12 protein-coding genes are annotated in these 17,614 nt (G+C 51.2%); all 12 read right to left on the reverse strand.

The window, feature by feature from the left end:
• Window positions 1–298 (reverse strand): transposase (locus tag H503_RS0100005; RefSeq protein WP_026385352.1); only part of this gene is annotated, 298 nt, incomplete at its 3' end.
• Window positions 299–363: 65 nt separating this feature from the next.
• Complete coding sequence (locus tag H503_RS0100010) at window positions 364–2,001, reverse strand: polysaccharide deacetylase family protein (protein WP_009014834.1); 1,638 nt, start codon at window positions 1,999–2,001, stop codon at window positions 364–366.
• A gap of 3 nt (window positions 2,002–2,004) precedes the next feature.
• A complete protein-coding gene (locus H503_RS0100015) occupies window positions 2,005–3,030 on the reverse strand; it encodes a glycosyl hydrolase family 18 protein (RefSeq protein ID WP_009014835.1) in 1,026 nt (341 codons plus the stop codon).
• Between the two features lie 23 nt (window positions 3,031–3,053).
• On the reverse strand, window positions 3,054–4,937 hold the full coding sequence (locus H503_RS0100020; protein ID WP_009014836.1) for a polysaccharide deacetylase family protein: 1,884 nt from the start codon (window positions 4,935–4,937) through the stop codon (window positions 3,054–3,056).
• On the reverse strand, window positions 4,934–6,736 hold the full coding sequence (locus H503_RS0100025) for a glycosyltransferase (protein ID WP_016459607.1): 1,803 nt from the start codon (window positions 6,734–6,736) through the stop codon (window positions 4,934–4,936). The genes H503_RS0100020 and H503_RS0100025 overlap by 4 nt, the downstream gene beginning before the upstream one ends.
• Before the next feature lie 10 nt (window positions 6,737–6,746).
• Window positions 6,747–7,634, reverse strand: coding sequence for a polysaccharide deacetylase family protein (locus tag H503_RS0100030; protein ID WP_016459608.1), 888 nt, complete (start codon window positions 7,632–7,634; stop codon window positions 6,747–6,749).
• A 12-nt stretch (window positions 7,635–7,646) separates the two neighbouring features.
• Complete coding sequence (locus H503_RS0100035; protein WP_009014839.1) at window positions 7,647–8,978, reverse strand: nucleotide sugar dehydrogenase; 1,332 nt, start codon at window positions 8,976–8,978, stop codon at window positions 7,647–7,649.
• A 52-nt stretch (window positions 8,979–9,030) separates the two neighbouring features.
• The gene (locus H503_RS0100040) at window positions 9,031–10,710 is read right to left on the reverse strand and encodes a porin family protein (RefSeq protein WP_026385354.1); all 1,680 of its coding nucleotides are present in this window, start codon (window positions 10,708–10,710) and stop codon (window positions 9,031–9,033) included.
• A gap of 1 nt (window position 10,711) precedes the next feature.
• A complete protein-coding gene (locus tag H503_RS0100045; RefSeq protein ID WP_026385355.1) occupies window positions 10,712–13,816 on the reverse strand; it encodes an EAL domain-containing protein in 3,105 nt (1,034 codons plus the stop codon).
• 34 nt (window positions 13,817–13,850) lie between these two features.
• Window positions 13,851–15,140 (reverse strand): GGDEF domain-containing protein, encoded by a 1,290-nt coding sequence (locus H503_RS0100050; RefSeq protein ID WP_026385356.1) that lies wholly within the window; start codon window positions 15,138–15,140, stop codon window positions 13,851–13,853.
• A gap of 514 nt (window positions 15,141–15,654) precedes the next feature.
• Window positions 15,655–17,061, reverse strand: a complete 1,407-nt coding sequence (gene hutW / locus H503_RS0100060; protein ID WP_009016394.1) for a heme anaerobic degradation radical SAM methyltransferase ChuW/HutW — start codon at window positions 17,059–17,061, stop codon at window positions 15,655–15,657.
• A complete protein-coding gene (locus tag H503_RS0100065) occupies window positions 17,058–17,597 on the reverse strand; it encodes a flavodoxin family protein (RefSeq protein WP_009016393.1) in 540 nt (179 codons plus the stop codon). Before H503_RS0100065 ends, hutW begins: the two co-directional genes overlap by 4 nt.
• Window positions 17,598–17,614 lie beyond the last annotated feature (17 nt).

Below are 17,614 nucleotides of genomic sequence, written 5' to 3' on the forward strand. Positions count from 1 at the left end.
TGTATTTACGAACCCATTGGTACAAAAGACTATAGCTCATACCATATTGACAGGCGACAGCCATCATTGACTGTCCGGCATTTACTTGTGAAACCAATTCAAGTTTCTCCTCTGGGGACCATGCCTTGTAATGTGCTTTGTGACACAATGCTCCCGGTCCGCCAGCCTGTTCGATACGATTCCAAGTACGAATCTTGTTACGAAAATTTGCTGTTTTAATTCCTTTAGGTGTTTTTACCCACTTACCTTGACGATAAAGTTCTACACACATCAGCTTAAATTCAGTCGTATAACGCAAAATGTACCCTCCTTACTGGGTGTCCAGTAAAGAGGGTACATTTCATTTTTTTTCACGGTCTTTTTTTATTTCATTTGATCATATCCAGGGACCAAATAATCGGTCAGGTACCCCACCTTGAATTTTCGGGGGTCGTCTTCCCGCAGCAGTTCATTCTGGGTGAGGACGATATCCAGCGCCTGCGGAGTGAAACGGGCTGTACCGCTCATGTGCATGATGATGATGGAACCCTTGCGGACCCTTTGCCGAGGCGTATAGATTCCTGCCTTGATGGCCCCCACCAATTGGGAAAGGCTGTGGGCGGCATAATCCTCGGTACTTTCATAGCCAGAGACCAAATAGGTATAGCCTGTGTTGAAAAGCGCCTTGGCTCCGTTCTCGCTTATGGCAAGGGTGGGCGGACGAAAAAGACGGGAAAGGCTATAGCGGCCGCCGACCTTGACATCCCCTACGGTTTCTGCCAATTTTCGATAGGCCTCAGCCACATTTTCCGCATAGGCTGCTGGATCTTGGGATTCTACGATTTTTCCCTTTTTATCCCGAAAGGCCATGGCGGCATGAAGGTCCGTATGGCTTCCAATGGTATGCCCTTCCTCTGCAATGGCCCGTAATAGATTCGGATTGCTCGGCATGTAGCGCGTAATGATGAAAAAGGTGGCCGGCACCTTATGTTTGCGAAGGACATAAAGCAGCTGATTGATGGTATTGTCCGTCCCCCAATCATCAAAGGTCAGGAAAATGGTCCTTTCAGGAGCCGTCTTGATGACGCCGCTTTTATCGGCTTTGCGGATCACATCCTGATCGAGGCCGTACATCCGGTCCTTATCGTCAACTTGCGGCGCGCCGATATAGTGGGACAAAAAGACCTTGGAAAAATTATGCTGGTCCACAGGGTAAGCAATGGTTCCCGGCTGGAGGGCCTCGGGAATCCGCTCCTTAGGAACGGGATAGGTCCAGCGCTTTGCCGTATCGCGGAGAACATCGCTGACGGAAAGGACTTCGTAGGACGAATCGTTCCGGGGATTTGCTTCCGGTTGGTCCTGGAAGGTTCGGTATGTATTGACGTCGACCTTTTCCTTATGGATCCTTGTCATGACTTTGCCGATAAGGGTGGGATCCGAAAGAAAATCCAGACGGAAATAGAGAATCTGTCCCCGTCCCAAGGAAAAGTCCCATTTTTTGAAGACAGCGTTCATGATTTCATCCGTTGACATGGCGTCTTTGAGCCGGGTCAGGACCACATTGCGTGTCTGTCCCACCAAGGTGAGGTTCATTTCACGAGCGACGTCCTCAACAATGGCTGAGGAAGGGCCATACATTTGCCGCACCACGGTCGGTGTCACGCCATATTCTTTTTGAAGACGCGTCCTTATGCGCTCCAGCTGCCCTTTGACCGCGTCCCGTGTAGGAGCGTCCCCAGGGCGCAGACCTATGCCAATTTCCTGGCCATGGTTCTTGATGAGGCGAATGGTTCCTTGATTTTCCCGCAGTTCACGCTCCGTCACAAAGAAGGTGCCCCGCAGCTTTTCTTCATCCATTCGCTGGAGTACATCGGCTACGGTTTGGGCGTTTTGCAGACCGCCAAAGGTAAAGATGACGGCCTGTTTGGTTGTTGGAATGATGGTTAGTGCCTTTCCGGCTTCGCTTAGGGAAGAAAAGCCAACGCACAGACAGAAAAGGTACAGCAAGATGAGTTTCTTCACGGTTTACTCCTTCCCTCCTTCCCCTGTACGGGAAGCAAGCTGTGAAAGATTGCCGCTGCCCCCGAGGGACCAGAGGAACACGTGGGGATAGCCAGCTTCCAGGGCCGCTTGGCTCCAGGCTTCAAGGGTCGTAACGTCAGCATACCAAACAGTCATGGTGTGTCCATCGGCTTCATAGGAAAAATGGAGGGCCGCGCTGGCTTCATCCCGCTGGGGAACCTTTCCATATTGTTCAGCAAGGGCCGCTGCCGCCTGTTCAGAAAGGAAACGGCCTTCTTTTCCGTCCTTCCAGATTGCGCCACCCATTGAAAAGGCAAGGGCGGCCTCCCCCCTGAGGGCATCCATCTTCTTCATCGTTCTGCGAATAAAGGCCAGATCGGCCTTGGGGCCGGGGCCATTATGGGGACCATGGAGGTTATAGGCCATGACGACATATTCAATGTTCTTCGGGAAAGGGGCACCAAATGGCGCCGACGGTTCCAGGATGACGCGGACCTTGAGATGGCGCCGTGCAGCCTGCGTTTCCAGTTCAGAAAGAAAACGCAGGAAGTGTTCCTGAAGACGGGTATCGCCCTTTTTCCAAAGGGTTTCATAGTCGATTTCGACGCCTGAAAAGCCGTGCTTTTCCGCAAGATCAAGAATGGATACAGCATGCTTTTTGCGGCTCTTTCCGGTTGCAAGAAGGCTGGCTAATTGTTCCGTATCCTTTAAGCGGCTCGTTCCATCTGGGAAAACCACATCATTGACAATGGTAAGATAGGCCCCGTCTGCAGAAATCGCTGGTTTTTGGAACCTTTCAGGGAAAACCAATTCCTTTCGGTCATTAAAATACGCGGCAAAATATGAAATGTCCTGGAGGCGGTCCTGAAGGACCTGGGCTTCTTTTTCCCCTTCTGCCCGGTTCCAATAGGGAATCCATGCCGAAAGGGACAAGTGAGCACTCATGCCTTCCCGGGTGGGACCTACTAGACTCAAAAAGACCATGAAGACCAGAAAGAAAGCCCAGCGGTGTCGATGAAAAGTGATCATAGGGCAGTAAATTCCCCTTTCTTTTAGATATAACGAAGGAACCAATTCAAGATGTCTTCCCAGTATTGCCCGGCTTCATACCGGAACCGGTCAAGGCCAGACAGCTTAAGAGAATAAAGGACCTGCTCCTTTTCGGGATCAAGGCCCGTTTGGGAATGGATAACAAGGTCTTCAAAAGTCGCGTCATACACACTTTCAGCCTGGTTCTTTTGGCTCCAGCTTTCATTTTTCCCCATGTCCGCCCCCAAAAATAGACAACCCGGATCAAGGATCAGGACGGATAGCGGATCAAGGGCTTTCCCATCGAGGGTGATGAGCAGCTGATCATCCTGAAGGGAAAGGGTGAGGCTGTGGCTTTCCCGGGCATTTCGTTCCAGCTTCGGTTCATAGGGAGCAGCCCCCTCCTTGACAGAACGGGCTGGTTTCGCCTTTCGTGCCGCTGCTTTTTGGGCATACCGCTCAGCAGCCTGTCTAGTCGGGGCATAACGGGCAAGTGTCTCATAGTCCTTGACTTCCGCTTCCTTCTGAGCTTCTTCAACAGAAAGACGGGGCCTATCAAGGAGCACATCCACATTTTCCTGCAGGAGCGGTGTATCTTTCCCATGGCGCCGTTCCGTGACGATGAGCCTGCCGCCGCTTAGTTCCACGATAAGGCATCGTGAAAGGTCTTCACTTGCCCGCAGGAACAGCTGCTGACGGCCAAAGGTGTTGCCCGTAAGACGAACGGATAAGCTGAAATTTTGATACGCTTTGCTGCCCAATAGTTCGGTCAGCCCAATGCCATAGGGAGCCGTCGTAAGGATAAGGGAATTGCCCGTGATTTCCGAGGCGCCAGAATAGCGTTTCCACGCTTTTTGGCGCTTTTCGTCACCTTCTTCAAAGGGAATCTTCCCCATGCTTTTCGTATCGGCGGCAACGCGCATCAAAAGGTGATTGACAGGCCATTTTGTACCCGGTTCCAGGCGGGTCAGGTCGTAAGGGCTGCTGTTATGGGCATTGAATGAACTGCCTTCCCGATTGAAATTGATGGTAAAGAGCCGGCGGATCCACTTTTCATTGACCGCGCTCACATCGTCCTGGTTGCCAAATTGGGTGGTGTTGGCATGCATGAGGGCGTAGGCTTCCGGGACAAATCCTAATTCTCGCTGGTACGTATCGCGAAGGTTCATATAATCAAAATCGATCCGCCGCACCATATGCTGGTAGCTTTCCCTTGCATAGCCATCCTTATCGCGGAGATAATCCATGAGGTAATGATTGTAATTGCGTCCCAGGCTGGAACGCAGCATGGAAAACTGCAGCGGCGTCAGCTCGCCCAGATAATTGTGGTAGCGGTCAAAGACGTTGATGAAGTGCAGCCGGTACCCATCACTTCCCATATCCCAGAAGGACGAATCCATGAGGGACTGCATGTCCCGCTTGCTAAGGAACTTGGGATCCTTGGATTCCAGTTTTTCCGCATAGGAAAACATGGTGGCATGGAAATTATATTTTTCCAAGCTCTTTTGGGCAAAAATAGCCGTATCCCGGCGCCCATCCTCAAACATCAAATACAAAGCCCGCGGCGGAAGGCGTTTTCCTTCATGATAATAGGCGGCCACGTCTTTACTGGTGACTGTGACATAGCCGGCTTTCCGAAGGGCCGCCAAATGGTCATTTAAAAGAGGTTCCCCAATAAGGTCCGAGGTTCGCCCCGTCCGGTCAACGCCGCCATAGGAAAGGGCAATGAATCCCGTATTGAGAGTGGAACTTTCCTCATCCTCAGCATAGGGCGTATAGGATTTAAGGAAAAAGAAGGCATAAAAGATCCCCAATAAGACCAAAAGGAGGATAATAAACTGGATCAGGACACGCCGTTTCTTGCGGCGGTCCTTGAGCACCGTATAGGCATGATCTCCAAGGCTCATGGCTTCATCTTCCCTCCTTTTTGGGGTCCTACGTCAGCAGGTGTGGGACGGGTCCCCCAATTGGATTTCCAGAAGGTGAACCAAGCCACGGGCATCTGCCAGAGCAGGACCAGCTCGTAATAGATACAGAACCACAGACCATAAATCCAGGTTGTACTCCGCCGCAAAAAAAGCTGGGCAAGACTCATCAGGGCCGCCATCAGGAACATCCCGACAAAAAAGCCCAAGGGGACAATTCGGTACATGATGGGGACATAGAAGACATTATAGAGCACAATGATGGGAGCAATAATGGGAACCAAAAATCCCATATAGAAGAAAATGGCGGCAAACGGTTCCTTTTTCCACATATAACGAGCCGCAATCAGGGATTCCCGCAGCCAGGACCGTTTCCAGCGCATCTGCTGCCGGAGGAACATGCGGTGGGTATTGGGGACAATGGTGGAACAGATAGCCGTATCCTGATAAGTTGTGCGATGTCCGCGGAGAATAAAGTTCGTCATGCTCCGGTCGTCCCCAAAGGTCGCTTTCTGTCCCAGGAACGTCTGGTGCAACCACGCCTCCTTATGGGCAAGGACAAGATCCTTGCGATAGCACGAAAGCGGTCCTGACAGGCAGGTCACGGCATCAAAGTAGCCTTCCGCCGCTTTCATGATGCGAAAGGCAATATAATAGCGGACAGACTGCATCTTGGTCAGGGAATTGGTATAGGTATTGGCCACGTCAGTCCTACCCGAAACGCCGCCCATCTTTTCGTCCTTGAAGGGTTGGACAAGATTCCTGACGGCATAAGGGTCAAGAAAGGAGTCTGAATCCACAAAGACGAGGAGGGGCTTTGTGGAAAGCTCAGCTCCGCGGGCCATGGCTTCCCTCTTGCCCATATTCTGAGGCTGACGGATCCAGCGGATCCGCTGGTCCGTGTGGAAAAGCTGATCTGATGCGGTCAGGGAATCAATGGTCTTTTGGATCACTTCACAGGAATGGTCCGTGGAATGATCATCGACAACGATGACTTCCAGCTGCTCAGGAGGATAATCTTGGTTGATGGCGCAAAGGATGGTCCGATCGATCCACGTCTCTTCGTTAAAACAAGGAATGATGATGGTGACCCCCGGCGTAAAATCGGGATCCACCTTCATAGGCCGGTAGAGCGCGCCAAAAAGGTAGCGTGATAACAGCAGGGTAGCGGCAATGATGCTATATAAATAAAGAGTCTTGTTGAACCGGAAATAAAGGACCGATTCAGCCCGCATCATGATGATGACAAAGACAACCACAAAAAGGAAAAACGAAGCAAGCCCCAGCATATAGCGGCCGCGTTTTTTATTGGCAAACTCGGCAAGCGTGTCCGCAAACTGCACGCCAATAAAAAGGCCCTCCGCATTCTCTTTATGGAACGATCTAACAACCGTGGCCCCTAGGTCCTTGATTTTCATTTCGTATCCTTCAGGCAGGGTTCCCGGGGTTATTTCAAAAGAAAGGGAAAGCGTTGTTCCTTCAGTCAGCAAGGATTCGTCACAGCCTAGCTCGGCATGAAGAAGCATGCCCGTTGTTGAGATGTCAAGGGCCCGTGCCTTGATACGGTCCTTTTCTACACGGACGGTAACTTCATAATCCACGAGATAGCGCCGTCCCGCAGCATCTTCCCTGATATAGGCACCAAAATCCTCAGGGCCCCGTCCGCCGCCGTTTCCTCTGCGGCGGTCCCGATGGCTGCGCACGCCCGATGCATCCGGCACATGGGATAACAATCGACGGTCTTTTTTCTCCCTCGTGAGGACATCACAATGTTCTTTCACAATCCTTCTCCTACAATCCAACAATCTTAAGGCCCCGCTGTTGAAGGGACTCAATCAAGACCTCTACTTTTTCCGCTAAACTGGCCCCGTCCGAAGCCGCTTTTTCGGGACGGTCCTTGACTGTGGGCGGGTGCTCGATGGGCCCATTTTTCCCGGTTTGGACCTTGGGCTTTTTAGGTCCGCCCACGACGGGAACGCCGCTTTCCACGGCAAGGATGCTCCCCCCACCCACGCCAAGGGCAAATGTTTTGACGTTGTCTTTGGTTGCCATCTGACTGGGGTAAAACAGGAGGGGTGTATCTACATATACGGGAAGACCAGCCGCGGCTGTCCTTACCAGAAGGTCGGCCGTAACCTTCGTTCTTGGGGCCCGCATATATTGCGGAGCTGACCCGGTAAGATCCGTTAGGGCCGTCTGGGCAGCCACAGCTTCCGCCATAAACTTAGCAAGCGGCAGGGTCTCTGCCTGGGCCTGTCCATGGAAGGTAAAGTTTCCCAGCAAATGACCTTCTCCTTTGATCTTGCGCACAAGCTCCTTGTCCATGGCCGCATTTTCCCCTTCTACAAAGAACAAGGCCTTCACCTGATGGCTGCGAAGAACCGCAAGAAGCCGCTCGGTATCCGTCTTGGAGGGCAGTCCATCAAAAACAAGGAGTACCGAAGAAGAGTCAGGACGAGCAAGGAGACGGGCCGGTCCAATGCCCTGTTGATAGCGTTCAACCGCCTTTTTGACGGCGTCTTCCGAAGCCTCGTAGGAAGCAGCCGGTTCAGCCATGAACCGCGTGATGTCCCGGGCATTGAGGTCTTTTACCATTCCCTTGATGACATACATTCCGCCCCCAAGGAAAAGACAAAAGACAAGGCCCAGTCCCACTTTTAGTTTGGTTTCACTTTTCATGGGCACTTCCTTTTATAGACTCCAGTAAAGAAATCCTTTTTCTTCAAAAGCTTTCCGTTCAAACATGCCCTTGACGTCAATGAGGACCTGTTTCTGTCCTGGTTTTGGCCGGCGGAACAAGCTTGCCGCCTCGTCGATCTGCAGCTTTCGGAAGACTTCATGCTGGACCAAAAAAACAATGCAGTCCGCATCATGAACAGCTTCCAAGGGCGTCAGTTCGAGCCCATAAAGACGGCTGACTTCTTCTTTATCGGCACAGGGATCGACCATTTTGGGAGAAAGGCCGCACTTGCGGAATTCCTCATAAACATCGTAGGACCGGGAATTTCGGACATCAGGGCAGTCTTCCTTGAAGGTCATGCCAAAAAGGAAAAGATTGGCCCTGCAGATATCGATCTTGGCCTGCAGAAGCCGGGTCAGGACCTGGCGCACCACAAAACTTGACATGCCATTGTTGATGCGGCGTCCGGCGGAAACAACCTGGGAATGATAGCCCAAAGTTTCGGCCTGGTAGACAAAATAGTAGGGATCGATGCCGATGCAGTGTCCCCCTACAAGACCGGGATAAAAACCCAGAGCATTCCATTTGGTATTCATGGCCTTGATGACTTCCTTGGTCTCAATGCCCATTTGGCTAAAGACCATGGCAAATTCATTCACGAGGGCAATATTGATATCCCGCTGGGAATTTTCGACCAGTTTGGCGGCTTCGGCGACCTTAATGGTGGGAGCGCGATAGATTCCAGCTTCAATGATGGATCCATAGACGTCAGCCACTGCATCCAACGTTTCCCCGTCCATTCCGGAGACAATCTTGACAATGTTGAAAAGCCGGTGCTGGCGGTCGCCCGGATTGATGCGTTCCGGTGAATAGCCAATCTTAAAATCAGGCCCGCAGGCAAATCCGCTTTCTCGCTCCAGGATAGGACGGCAGATATCTTCTGTCACGCCGGGATAGACAGTTGATTCATAAACGACGATACTGCCCCGGGAAAGATGGCGGGCCACAAGGGCCGTTGCCTCTTTGACCGCCGTCAGGTCCGGTGTATTGTCCCCATTGAGTGGGGTTGGGACAGCGATGACAAAAAAACGCGCATCTTTCAGCGCTTCTTCCTGGGCCGTAAACTGGCAGTCCGTTTCCTTAAGGGCTGCGTCCCCTGCCTCCCCTGTCACGTCAACGCCCGCCTTGTAGCGGGCCACCTTTTTTTCATTGGTGTCAAAACCGATGACGTCATAGTGTTTGGCAAATTGGACAGCCAGCGGCAGCCCCACATAACCCAATCCGACGACAGCCAGTTTTGATTTTCTGGCGGTCAGATCGCTGCATAGATCAATAGCATTCATCCTTATTTCCTCTTTTTCCTTTCACTTTGACAGACAAGGCCGCCAAAGACATTCATTTCGTTCCTTCCGTCTTATCCTGATCTTCAGGTTCCTCATTCCCGTAATTCTTGAAATAGTAGGAAAGGCCTGCCCAGAGGGTGCGGCTGCGCGTCCCGTACTGAAGGTCTTCCAAATCATCGTACTCAAGGCTCAGGACCCAGTCGCGGGTCAGCGTGTAGGACAGACCCAGTCCATAGCCCTTGAAGCCATGCATATAATCAGCCACCCCATTCATGGTATGTTCCACGTAAGTTGCCCGCGGCTGGTAGTAATACTTGGCATAGGTATAGAGGTTGCCCTTTTCCCAGCTGTTTTCCTCGCCGCGGCTCAAGGAAAAGACACCGCCGCTGCCGCCGGGCTCTGTTTCATCGTGTCCCAAAAGATACTGGGCTCCCACACGCCACCAGCCACCAAGAGGCATCTCATAACCAAGCATGCCGATGTTCCGGTTGTTGCCCCCATCCATGCGGAACCCGTAGGCCCCTAAAGAGAGTTTGTGCTCTCCTTTTTGGTAAATGGCAGTAAGTGCCGTAACTTCATCGGCCTCATTGACCTTGCCGAAAGCCCCTTCGTAGTACCAGGGATGATGATCGCCATAGGCGACTTGTATGCCCTTGAACCGGCTGTCATAGATATTTCCCTCTGCCAAGGTCTTACCGAAAGCACCGGCCATGACCATGACTTTTCCGACAGCCCCTTTCAGGTAGTACCGATCAAGATCAATGGTCCCGTTCATGCTGTCATCGCCATGGAGGGCCTTCTCGCTTTCAAGCATCCCGATAGCATGCCAGTTATTATCCAGGTTGTAATCCATGTAGATCCTGGCGCGCAGCCGCAGCCGGTCATCAGGGAACTGGATCCGCTTCCGTTCCGGATCGACGGCATGATGGTTGGACGTATCATTGTTATCAATCCGAAGTTCCCCATCAATCTTGAATCTTTTGGATAGATCGACGGCCGGTTCCGGCGTTTCAAGGACGGCGAGGTCCTGAGCGCGTTTTTCCTCATAATAGCCAAGGTCTGCCAGTTCTTCGGCATATTCAGCCTGTTTGCGGGATAGGTCCGTCAAGGTTTCCGTCGGGGCGGACGGGGCTTCTGCCAAATTTTTCCCTTCTTTCAAGATTGCCGCGTCAGTTGATGCAGGAGGAAGAACTCCCAAAGGCGCTTTTTTTGGCGACACAAGGCCTGCCATTTCATCCAGCACCCCATCCCTTCTTGCCGTCAAGGCTGCAAGTTGGCTTCTTGCCGGCTCGAGCCTTCTTTTGATGAGAGCAAGACGGACGCTGGCATCTGTAAGGATTTTTTCCCGATGCGAAGCTTCTTTTTCAAGGGGGGCCATCACTGCTTCATCGCCGCTTTGAAGGGACGCGTAGATCTTCTTTTTTTCCGTCTCTTCAAGCGCTTGCTGAGCTTTTTCATAGGCTGAATAGGCTCGTTTGTATTCCTTTTCAAGGACGCTTACCATGGCCGCTTCCCGGGCCGTAAGGCGCGACAGTTCAGAAAAGGCTGCCAGCTGTTTTTTCACCGCTTCCTGACGGGTCGGGGCATCCGCCTGAGAAAGGGCCAGTCCCACTTGCCGTGCCGTCTCTTTTCGAGTCGGTTCAGCTTCGGCAGCACGGGGCATCGCAAAAGGGAGGCTTAGGAGCACAATCCCCCAAAGGATTTTAGGATAATCAATTCGATATAACCTCACGTTAATTTCCTTCCGTGGTCACTAGGTATCCATAGGTAAGATCCTTCATTTTCTTACGTTTTTTCTTATCTTCGTACATCCGCTGATCAGCAAGTTCCTGCAGGGCATCCATGTCCTCTGTTTCCGAATAGCGGGCAATGCCCACGGATATTCCACCCAGATAGGACCTACCGTCAATGGACAGGGGCGCTTTGAGGGACTGCTGGATTTCCTGCTTGATCCGGCGGATGTCTTCGGATCCAACAATAGGCAGGAGGGCAATGAACTCATCGCCTCCCACACGGGCAACGACCCCATAATGGTTAAAGATCTTCTGCAAACGTTTGACCCCTTCCTGAAGGACCATATCGCCAAACCCATGACCATAGGCATCATTGCAGTGTTTAAAATCATCCAGGTCCATATAGATCAAGATGAAGTCAAGGTCCCACTTTTGATAATTATCCACAAAATGGGACTGTGTTTCCTTGAACCCTTGGTAGTTCAATGCGCCTGTCAAGGCATCTATAACGCTTTTTTTCTTGAGTTCTGCCTGGATCTGGGTGAAACGGGTCACATCGCGGAACCAAGAAAGACTGCCGACAATTCGTCCGCCTTCAATGAGGGGAATCTTGTTCATCATGACCGTGCGGATCATACCTTTGGCCATGCAGTGGACCTTTTCCTCCGAAATGACCGGAATCTGCCCAAGGAGCATTTCCTCTTCCCGGTAGGTGGGGTCAAATTCTACATTCCAGCCCAGTTCCTCTTCCGACTGACCGAGGATATCATCCAGGGAAGAAAGATTGAAATAATGCAAAAAAGCATCATTGGCCCCCAGGAAGCGGCCCCTGACATCTTTCCAGTACACGTTCATTTCCGGTAAATGGAGCATGGCTTCCCAGAGGACCTCTGGCAAAATGGCATCCATCTTATCCAGCTGGGGAGATGGGACCAGCTTGTTTCGCGCCAAAATAGGTTCCATGGGACGAGGCATCTGGACCCCCATGAAATGGCGCAGGTTGACCGTTCCGCAATAGACCTTGACATCAGAAGGCTCCCCTGAGAGCCAGACCAAATGGAGCTGCCAGCCATTGCGATTTTCCTGTTCACTGCTCGTGACCCTAAAAAAAGTGGAAAGATAGCCACATCCTGATTCATTGATGCGAGTGACCAAAGTGGCTAAATCATAAAACTGCAGAAAGCGCTTCCAATCTTCCGAGAAAACGTGCCGCCTTGCCCATTCCCGCAAAAACAAAGGCAGGGGCAGCCGCTCGATTTCATCGATCACGCTCATTCCCACCTTGATCCGATGGACGGTCTGGGTTGTCAGGTTAAGGGCAAAGAAGCTGTCAAAAAGGGAAAAAATCCCATTCATGATGCTCTGGACAGCCGCCTTTCGATCCTTGAAAGCCGACGTGCGGACACCGGTCAGGATGATGAGAAAAGCTTCCGCTCCATTTGACTCATTTTGGGCAATAGGGTCAATGCGCAGGGTACAGACTTCATTATGACTGAGGACCTCAATGGTGATGCCCATTTGCGTATCCTGACACTGCTTAATGGCCTGCAGAAGGTTCCTACGGTAAAAAGTCCCTGCCTGTCCCATATATTCATTGAAAGCCGCGGAATCACGAAATGCCAGCTGCCCTTCCCGCGCCGTAAAGGCCGCGTTCGTTTCAAGAAGGCTCAGCTTCCCCGCCTGATATTCGACGATGCAGGCAGGCAGGGAGGGAAGGACCAGCCGTTCGTCCTTGCCATGGGAAACCGGTTCCGGCATGGCCTGCACCATGTTGCAGCAGCCTACGGCATTGTAATACCGGCAATTGGATGCCGTTTCATCCGTATCCCAGATGGCAAGATCCAGCAGTTGGGCAAACGGGATGGGCCGGCTGTAGAGATATCCCTGCATCCGTTCACAGCCCACGCTTTGGAGATACTCCAACTGCGCTTCGGTTTCAACCCCTTCTACAAGAGTCTTCATCCCCAGCTGCTTGACCATGGCAATGAGGGCCCCGATGATGAAGTTTCCCCGGTTGATATGGGCACTGCCCACAAGAAAGCGCAAGTCAAACTTGACCAGATCCACATCCAGATCCTTGAGGAGACTCAAAGAGGAAAAACCGCTTCCAAAATCATCCATCCAGACTTCATAGCCATGATCCCGCAGATCCTTGATCTGGTCCTTGAGGACTGATACATCATCACAGAAATCACGTTCCGTAACCTCCACGCACAGAGCATGGTCCGGCACGTGATATTCTGCTCGGAGCCGGTCGAGCTCCCTGCGGATCTCACAATTCTGGAAATCACTGCGGGAAAAATTGATGGAAATGGGCAAATTGACATCGGGCCGGAGCTGAAGGTCCTCATAAAGACGGCAGACTTCTTCGGCAACATAAAGATCCAATTTGGTGATCAGCTGTGTAGCCTCAAGCGGTTTGATGAAGATAGAGGGCAGCAAATGGCCATACTGGGGGGCATCCCAACGAGCCAAGGCTTCTGCCGCACAGGCCTTACAGGTCAAGGTCCGGATAATGGGCTGGAAGAAAACCTTAATATCGTGGTTTTTCAGGGCCTCTTCCAAATGGGTCACCACATAGTGATCAATGGCCAAATGTTTTTGAAGGTCTTCGTCATATTCCCGGTAAACCGCCTGATAGTCCTTTTTGATATGGGCACAGGCTGCTTTGGCATAATCCGAAGCGGTAATGGGGCTGATCTGGGGATTGGAAACAATGAATATGCCTGCCTTTAAGTCAAGCTGATTGTTGCTGCGCAGGGAAAGCGCCTTCTTATGGAGATGGATCAGCCGCTCCCGCACATCCGGGACCCCGGTCACAACCGCAAACTGTATGGAGGCACCGCGCGTAATCAGGGCATCGGGAAAGGTCTGATGGATCAGGGCAGACACTTCCGTGAGCAAATGGGCCCCTTCACTGATATCCCCCTGCATATTGATGAATCGAAAATTTTCAAGATCAAGGAAAATGTAGCAGGCCTTCTTCCCCTGCTGGAGAAGTTCCTTTTGGAGCTGTTCGGCCTGCATCCAGAAATCACTGGTACTGTCCAGACGATTTCCCTGCGCTTCCTTTAATTTGGCAATGTCGTATGCTTGAACATTCATAGGAACACCTTCTTCTTCAAAGACACGGCACTTACTATTTCTGGCCGAGGGGCATCATGACGAGGGTCCCATAATAAGGAGACGTCATCTTCATGGAAATCAACATCTCTTCCTGGAGAAACTGGCTCTTGATGCGAAAGGTTACATTTTCCTTTTCATTGGCCATTTTATGGATATACGCCCACAGGGGCTGATCCGGAGCCTTGAGCAGCGGCATGATGGAACGATTGGTCCAGCGTTCAGGACGCATGTTAAAAAGGTCGGCAAAGGCCTGGTTCACGACCTTGATGCGAATGTTTTTAATTGCCCCCACGCTATCACGTTCCACGGCGAAGACAAAAAATGGCGAAGGCACGGTATCGCAGTTGATGCGAAGGGACAGTTCCTCCGCGCTGTTTTGATGGTATACGGGGGCCTCCTGTCCCATTTTTTCATAGAATGCCCTTTTCTCCTCGTACATACGGCGGTCGGCTTTTTCTTTCAAGACGGAAAAATCCATCGAAAACTGCGGAACCCATACAACGCCCACGGCAAGATTGATGCACCGGGACGCCATGAGCATACGGATTTCCCTGACCTTTTCCAGAAAGGACGCTTCCTTGATGCCATCATCGAGAATGATGAATTCATCCCCACCAACGCGAAACACCTGCTTTTTATCAAAGACCTGGATCAAGGTCCCCGTAACCCGGGTCAAAAGGTCATTGCCCGCCTCATGGCCATAATTATCATTGATCTTCTTAAGCCCCGAAACATCAGCAAAAATGACACCCAAGCTTGTTTCATCCGATAAATGGTCGAGGGCGGAAAGAAGCCGATTGAAATTGCCTACCCCGGTCAAGGGATCTGTATAACCGAGAACCTGGAGCCGTTCAATGAGCTTCCAATTGTAAAGAAGGGTCGAGACAAAAAAACCAAGCAGCCGAACCGATTGTGAACTGTCATGGTGCGGCTTATCCGGGTCCTTATCAAACCCGATGATGCCAATGATGTTGCCATGACGCTTCAAAGGGGCCGCATAGGCCTTTTCCGTCTCTACGACCTCTTGTGTCCAAATATGGGGAAAACGGGCTTCAATCTGGGAGGCCGTGAAGACTTGATGCATTTCCCGCTCTGAAACAGCGGAAACCTTCCATTCATAGGTCATAATAAAACTGTCAGGACCAATCTTTTCCAAAATATAGACCCGTTTTCCATCAAGATGCTGACTGAATTGGGTCATCAAGTTTTGGAAGGATTCCTCCGGACTGTTTCCATCATCATAGAAGGGATCCTGATTGATACTGACGCCATAAGGTGACCATATGTGGTTTTGTGAAGCCATGATGCCGTTTTCCTCGCTTTCTCCCCCACAATGAGGGTAAATAACCTAATCAATTGCTGTTTGTTGCCAATATTTCCCGCTCATTTCCATTAAAAACAAGCAATATAGTCGTATTATACATGATGAAATATCCTTATGACAATAAGGCTCATCTAGACGCTGCCAAGATAATCCGTTCCATCACAGGTTACATTTATAATCATTATTAAGTGGAAATTTTTGATAAATACCAATTCTTATTGGCGGAATTTTTTCTGATTTGGGATGAAACGGACCCTTTCCCATATAATGGGGACCTCACTTGATAGAGTACAAAAAATAAGACTATTTTCTTGAAAATTCTTTATTAATAAATGTTCTATGAAGACAGTCATTGTTTTTATCAAGAAATCATAAGGATGAAACAGATTGAAATTTTTCACAAAAATTTCACATTTTTCTTTCCCTATGGGGCTTTCCCCTAAGACACAGAAAAAGGACGGGAAGAAAGGCATTCCCCGTCCTTTTTGATGCATTATCCCTGTGCCGCAACCGGCGCATGGTTCATGATTTTTTCTCCTCCCAGAAGCCACTGGATACATTCCAGGAGGGTTTGGGTCATATTCACAACCCAAAATTCGCCTGCTTCCGTCAGGTCATATTGGATTCCATTAAAGTGCCATAATCCGTATTCTTCCCACAGGTCTCCCAAGTGGGAGAGGCTCACAAGACGCGGATCAAGCGCCATGAGGGCATCGAGATTTAGATGGCACTGATTCATCTCTCCTTGGACGCGGGCTTCATAGGCCGCAAAAGGGGAAACTTCAGAAAGGAACATAAAAGGTTTCACTCCCCTTGCCACCATACCTTCATAGGGCCCCAATACGCGGTGAAGCATGGTCGATACGCCGTCCACATGACCGCCGGCGCCGCAGCCAAAAGGAAACAGATGGGTTCCGCTGCGGGCAAGGGTATTGTACAGGCTCCGTTCCCGATTGTTTTTAGCCCAGTGGCAGTGGCTGATCCGCTTGCAGCCCCATTGGGCCATATAGCGTCTTCCTATACGGAACATCTCCGTCTGCATGAGGGTTGTGGCCGCCGGCGAAAGGCGACCTTCTTCGATGCGCTTATGAAGGTCGCTATTTTCAAAGACGTCAAGCTGGTAGAGGTCCGCCCCATCGACACCGCTTTCCACAAGATGGTGCAGGTCTTCCTGCCACACGTCAAGGGTCTGGTCTGGCAGGCCATACATGAGGTCAATGATGACGGCGCACTGATTGTAGGCGCTGAGCTTCTGGAGCCGCTTCATGACTTCTTCTCCCGTATCGATGCGGCCCACTTGCTGACGAACCTTCGTGTCAAAGGACTGGACACCCAGGGAGATGCGGTTGACGCCTTCTTCCATCCAGACATCCATTTTTTCTTCCACAAGGTCATGGACGCGCCCTTCGAGGGTAAGTTCATAGTCGTTGGCAAGGGGCAGGGTCTTACGGATAGCGCGCAATAAACGCCGGATGTTGGAGGGAGATAGACTTGTCGGTGTGCCGCCGCCAATGAAGACGGACTGGATGGGCGCACTTTGAAGCCTCGGTTTATCGGCATCCTGAGCAAGTTCCATAAGGAGATGGTCCACATAACGATCCTCGACGGACATATCCGTCCCGTTTTGAAAGAAGCCGCAGTACAGGCATTTGGTCTTGCAGAAGGGGATGTGAAGATAGGCCATTTGCAGCGGATTTCCTTCTACGGGACGCTCCATGAGGGCATTCCAACGCGCCTGAGCCTTATCGGGCGGAATCATGCGCCCCTTGAGGCCGGCGTGGACAACACGCTTATGGCGGAAAGCCCCTTGCAAGGGATCTGCCGCCTTTTTACCAAACTGCAGGATCCGTTCCTCTTCCGGCAGGGCTGCTATATAAGCAGCTAGATCTTTGACCGTCATTTCCGTCCCTCTTCCACCATGAGCTGGATTTCATGGGCAAAATGAGCGGCATCGCTCAAATCCTTTTCATCAGGATGGGTGGAGGCGGCCTTGTGACGGGCTTCATTTTTGGGATTCTTCCCATGGATATTGTCACTGGGGAACATGCGGTACATCGCTTCAATAAGCTTGGGATCTACTTTGCCCTGACAGATGAATGCGCCTAGGGGTTTTTTCCCATCCGGCAGACAGGCGGCACCCTGTTCCAAACTTTTCATAGCATGGGGGCTCTTAGGGTCGGCGCCCAAGGTTGCAAAAAGGGCAATATAGGGATTGTCAAGGCTTTTTAGGATAGTGCGGCTTGCTTCATCGGCGGTTCCCTTATCGACCCAGTAGCCCATGAAGACACAGTCATAGGAAGTGGTGCCCTCGGGCAGGCTTTCCTTGAGGTCCTTGATATCAACGCAGGGCGTGCCTTCCGGCAGGGCCTTTTGGATGGCTCGGGCCACCATGCGCGTATTTCCTGTGCGGGAGGAATAAAGTACAAGATAGTTCATGGTAAAACTCCTTTTCA

Source organism: Acidaminococcus intestini DSM 21505, from assembly GCF_000425045.1.
Taxonomy (GTDB): Bacteria; Bacillota; Negativicutes; order Acidaminococcales; family Acidaminococcaceae; genus Acidaminococcus; species Acidaminococcus intestini.

What these genes read in the sequence shown, in the direction of transcription:
- H503_RS0100015 (WP_009014835.1), bottom strand. Translation starts at nt 3,030, where the DNA reads ATGATCACTTTTCATCGACACCGCTGGGCTTTCTTTCTGGTCTTCATG.
- H503_RS0100020 (WP_009014836.1), bottom strand. Translation starts at nt 4,937, where the DNA reads ATGAGCCTTGGAGATCATGCCTATACGGTGCTCAAGGACCGCCGCAAG.
- H503_RS0100030 (WP_016459608.1), bottom strand. Translation starts at nt 7,634, where the DNA reads ATGAAAAGTGAAACCAAACTAAAAGTGGGACTGGGCCTTGTCTTTTGT.
- H503_RS0100035 (WP_009014839.1), bottom strand. Translation starts at nt 8,978, where the DNA reads ATGAATGCTATTGATCTATGCAGCGATCTGACCGCCAGAAAATCAAAA.
- H503_RS0100045 (WP_026385355.1), bottom strand. Translation starts at nt 13,816, where the DNA reads ATGAATGTTCAAGCATACGACATTGCCAAATTAAAGGAAGCGCAGGGA.
- H503_RS0100050 (WP_026385356.1), bottom strand. Translation starts at nt 15,140, where the DNA reads ATGGCTTCACAAAACCACATATGGTCACCTTATGGCGTCAGTATCAAT.
- hutW (WP_009016394.1), bottom strand. Translation starts at nt 17,061, where the DNA reads ATGACGGTCAAAGATCTAGCTGCTTATATAGCAGCCCTGCCGGAAGAG.
- H503_RS0100065 (WP_009016393.1), bottom strand. Translation starts at nt 17,597, where the DNA reads ATGAACTATCTTGTACTTTATTCCTCCCGCACAGGAAATACGCGCATG.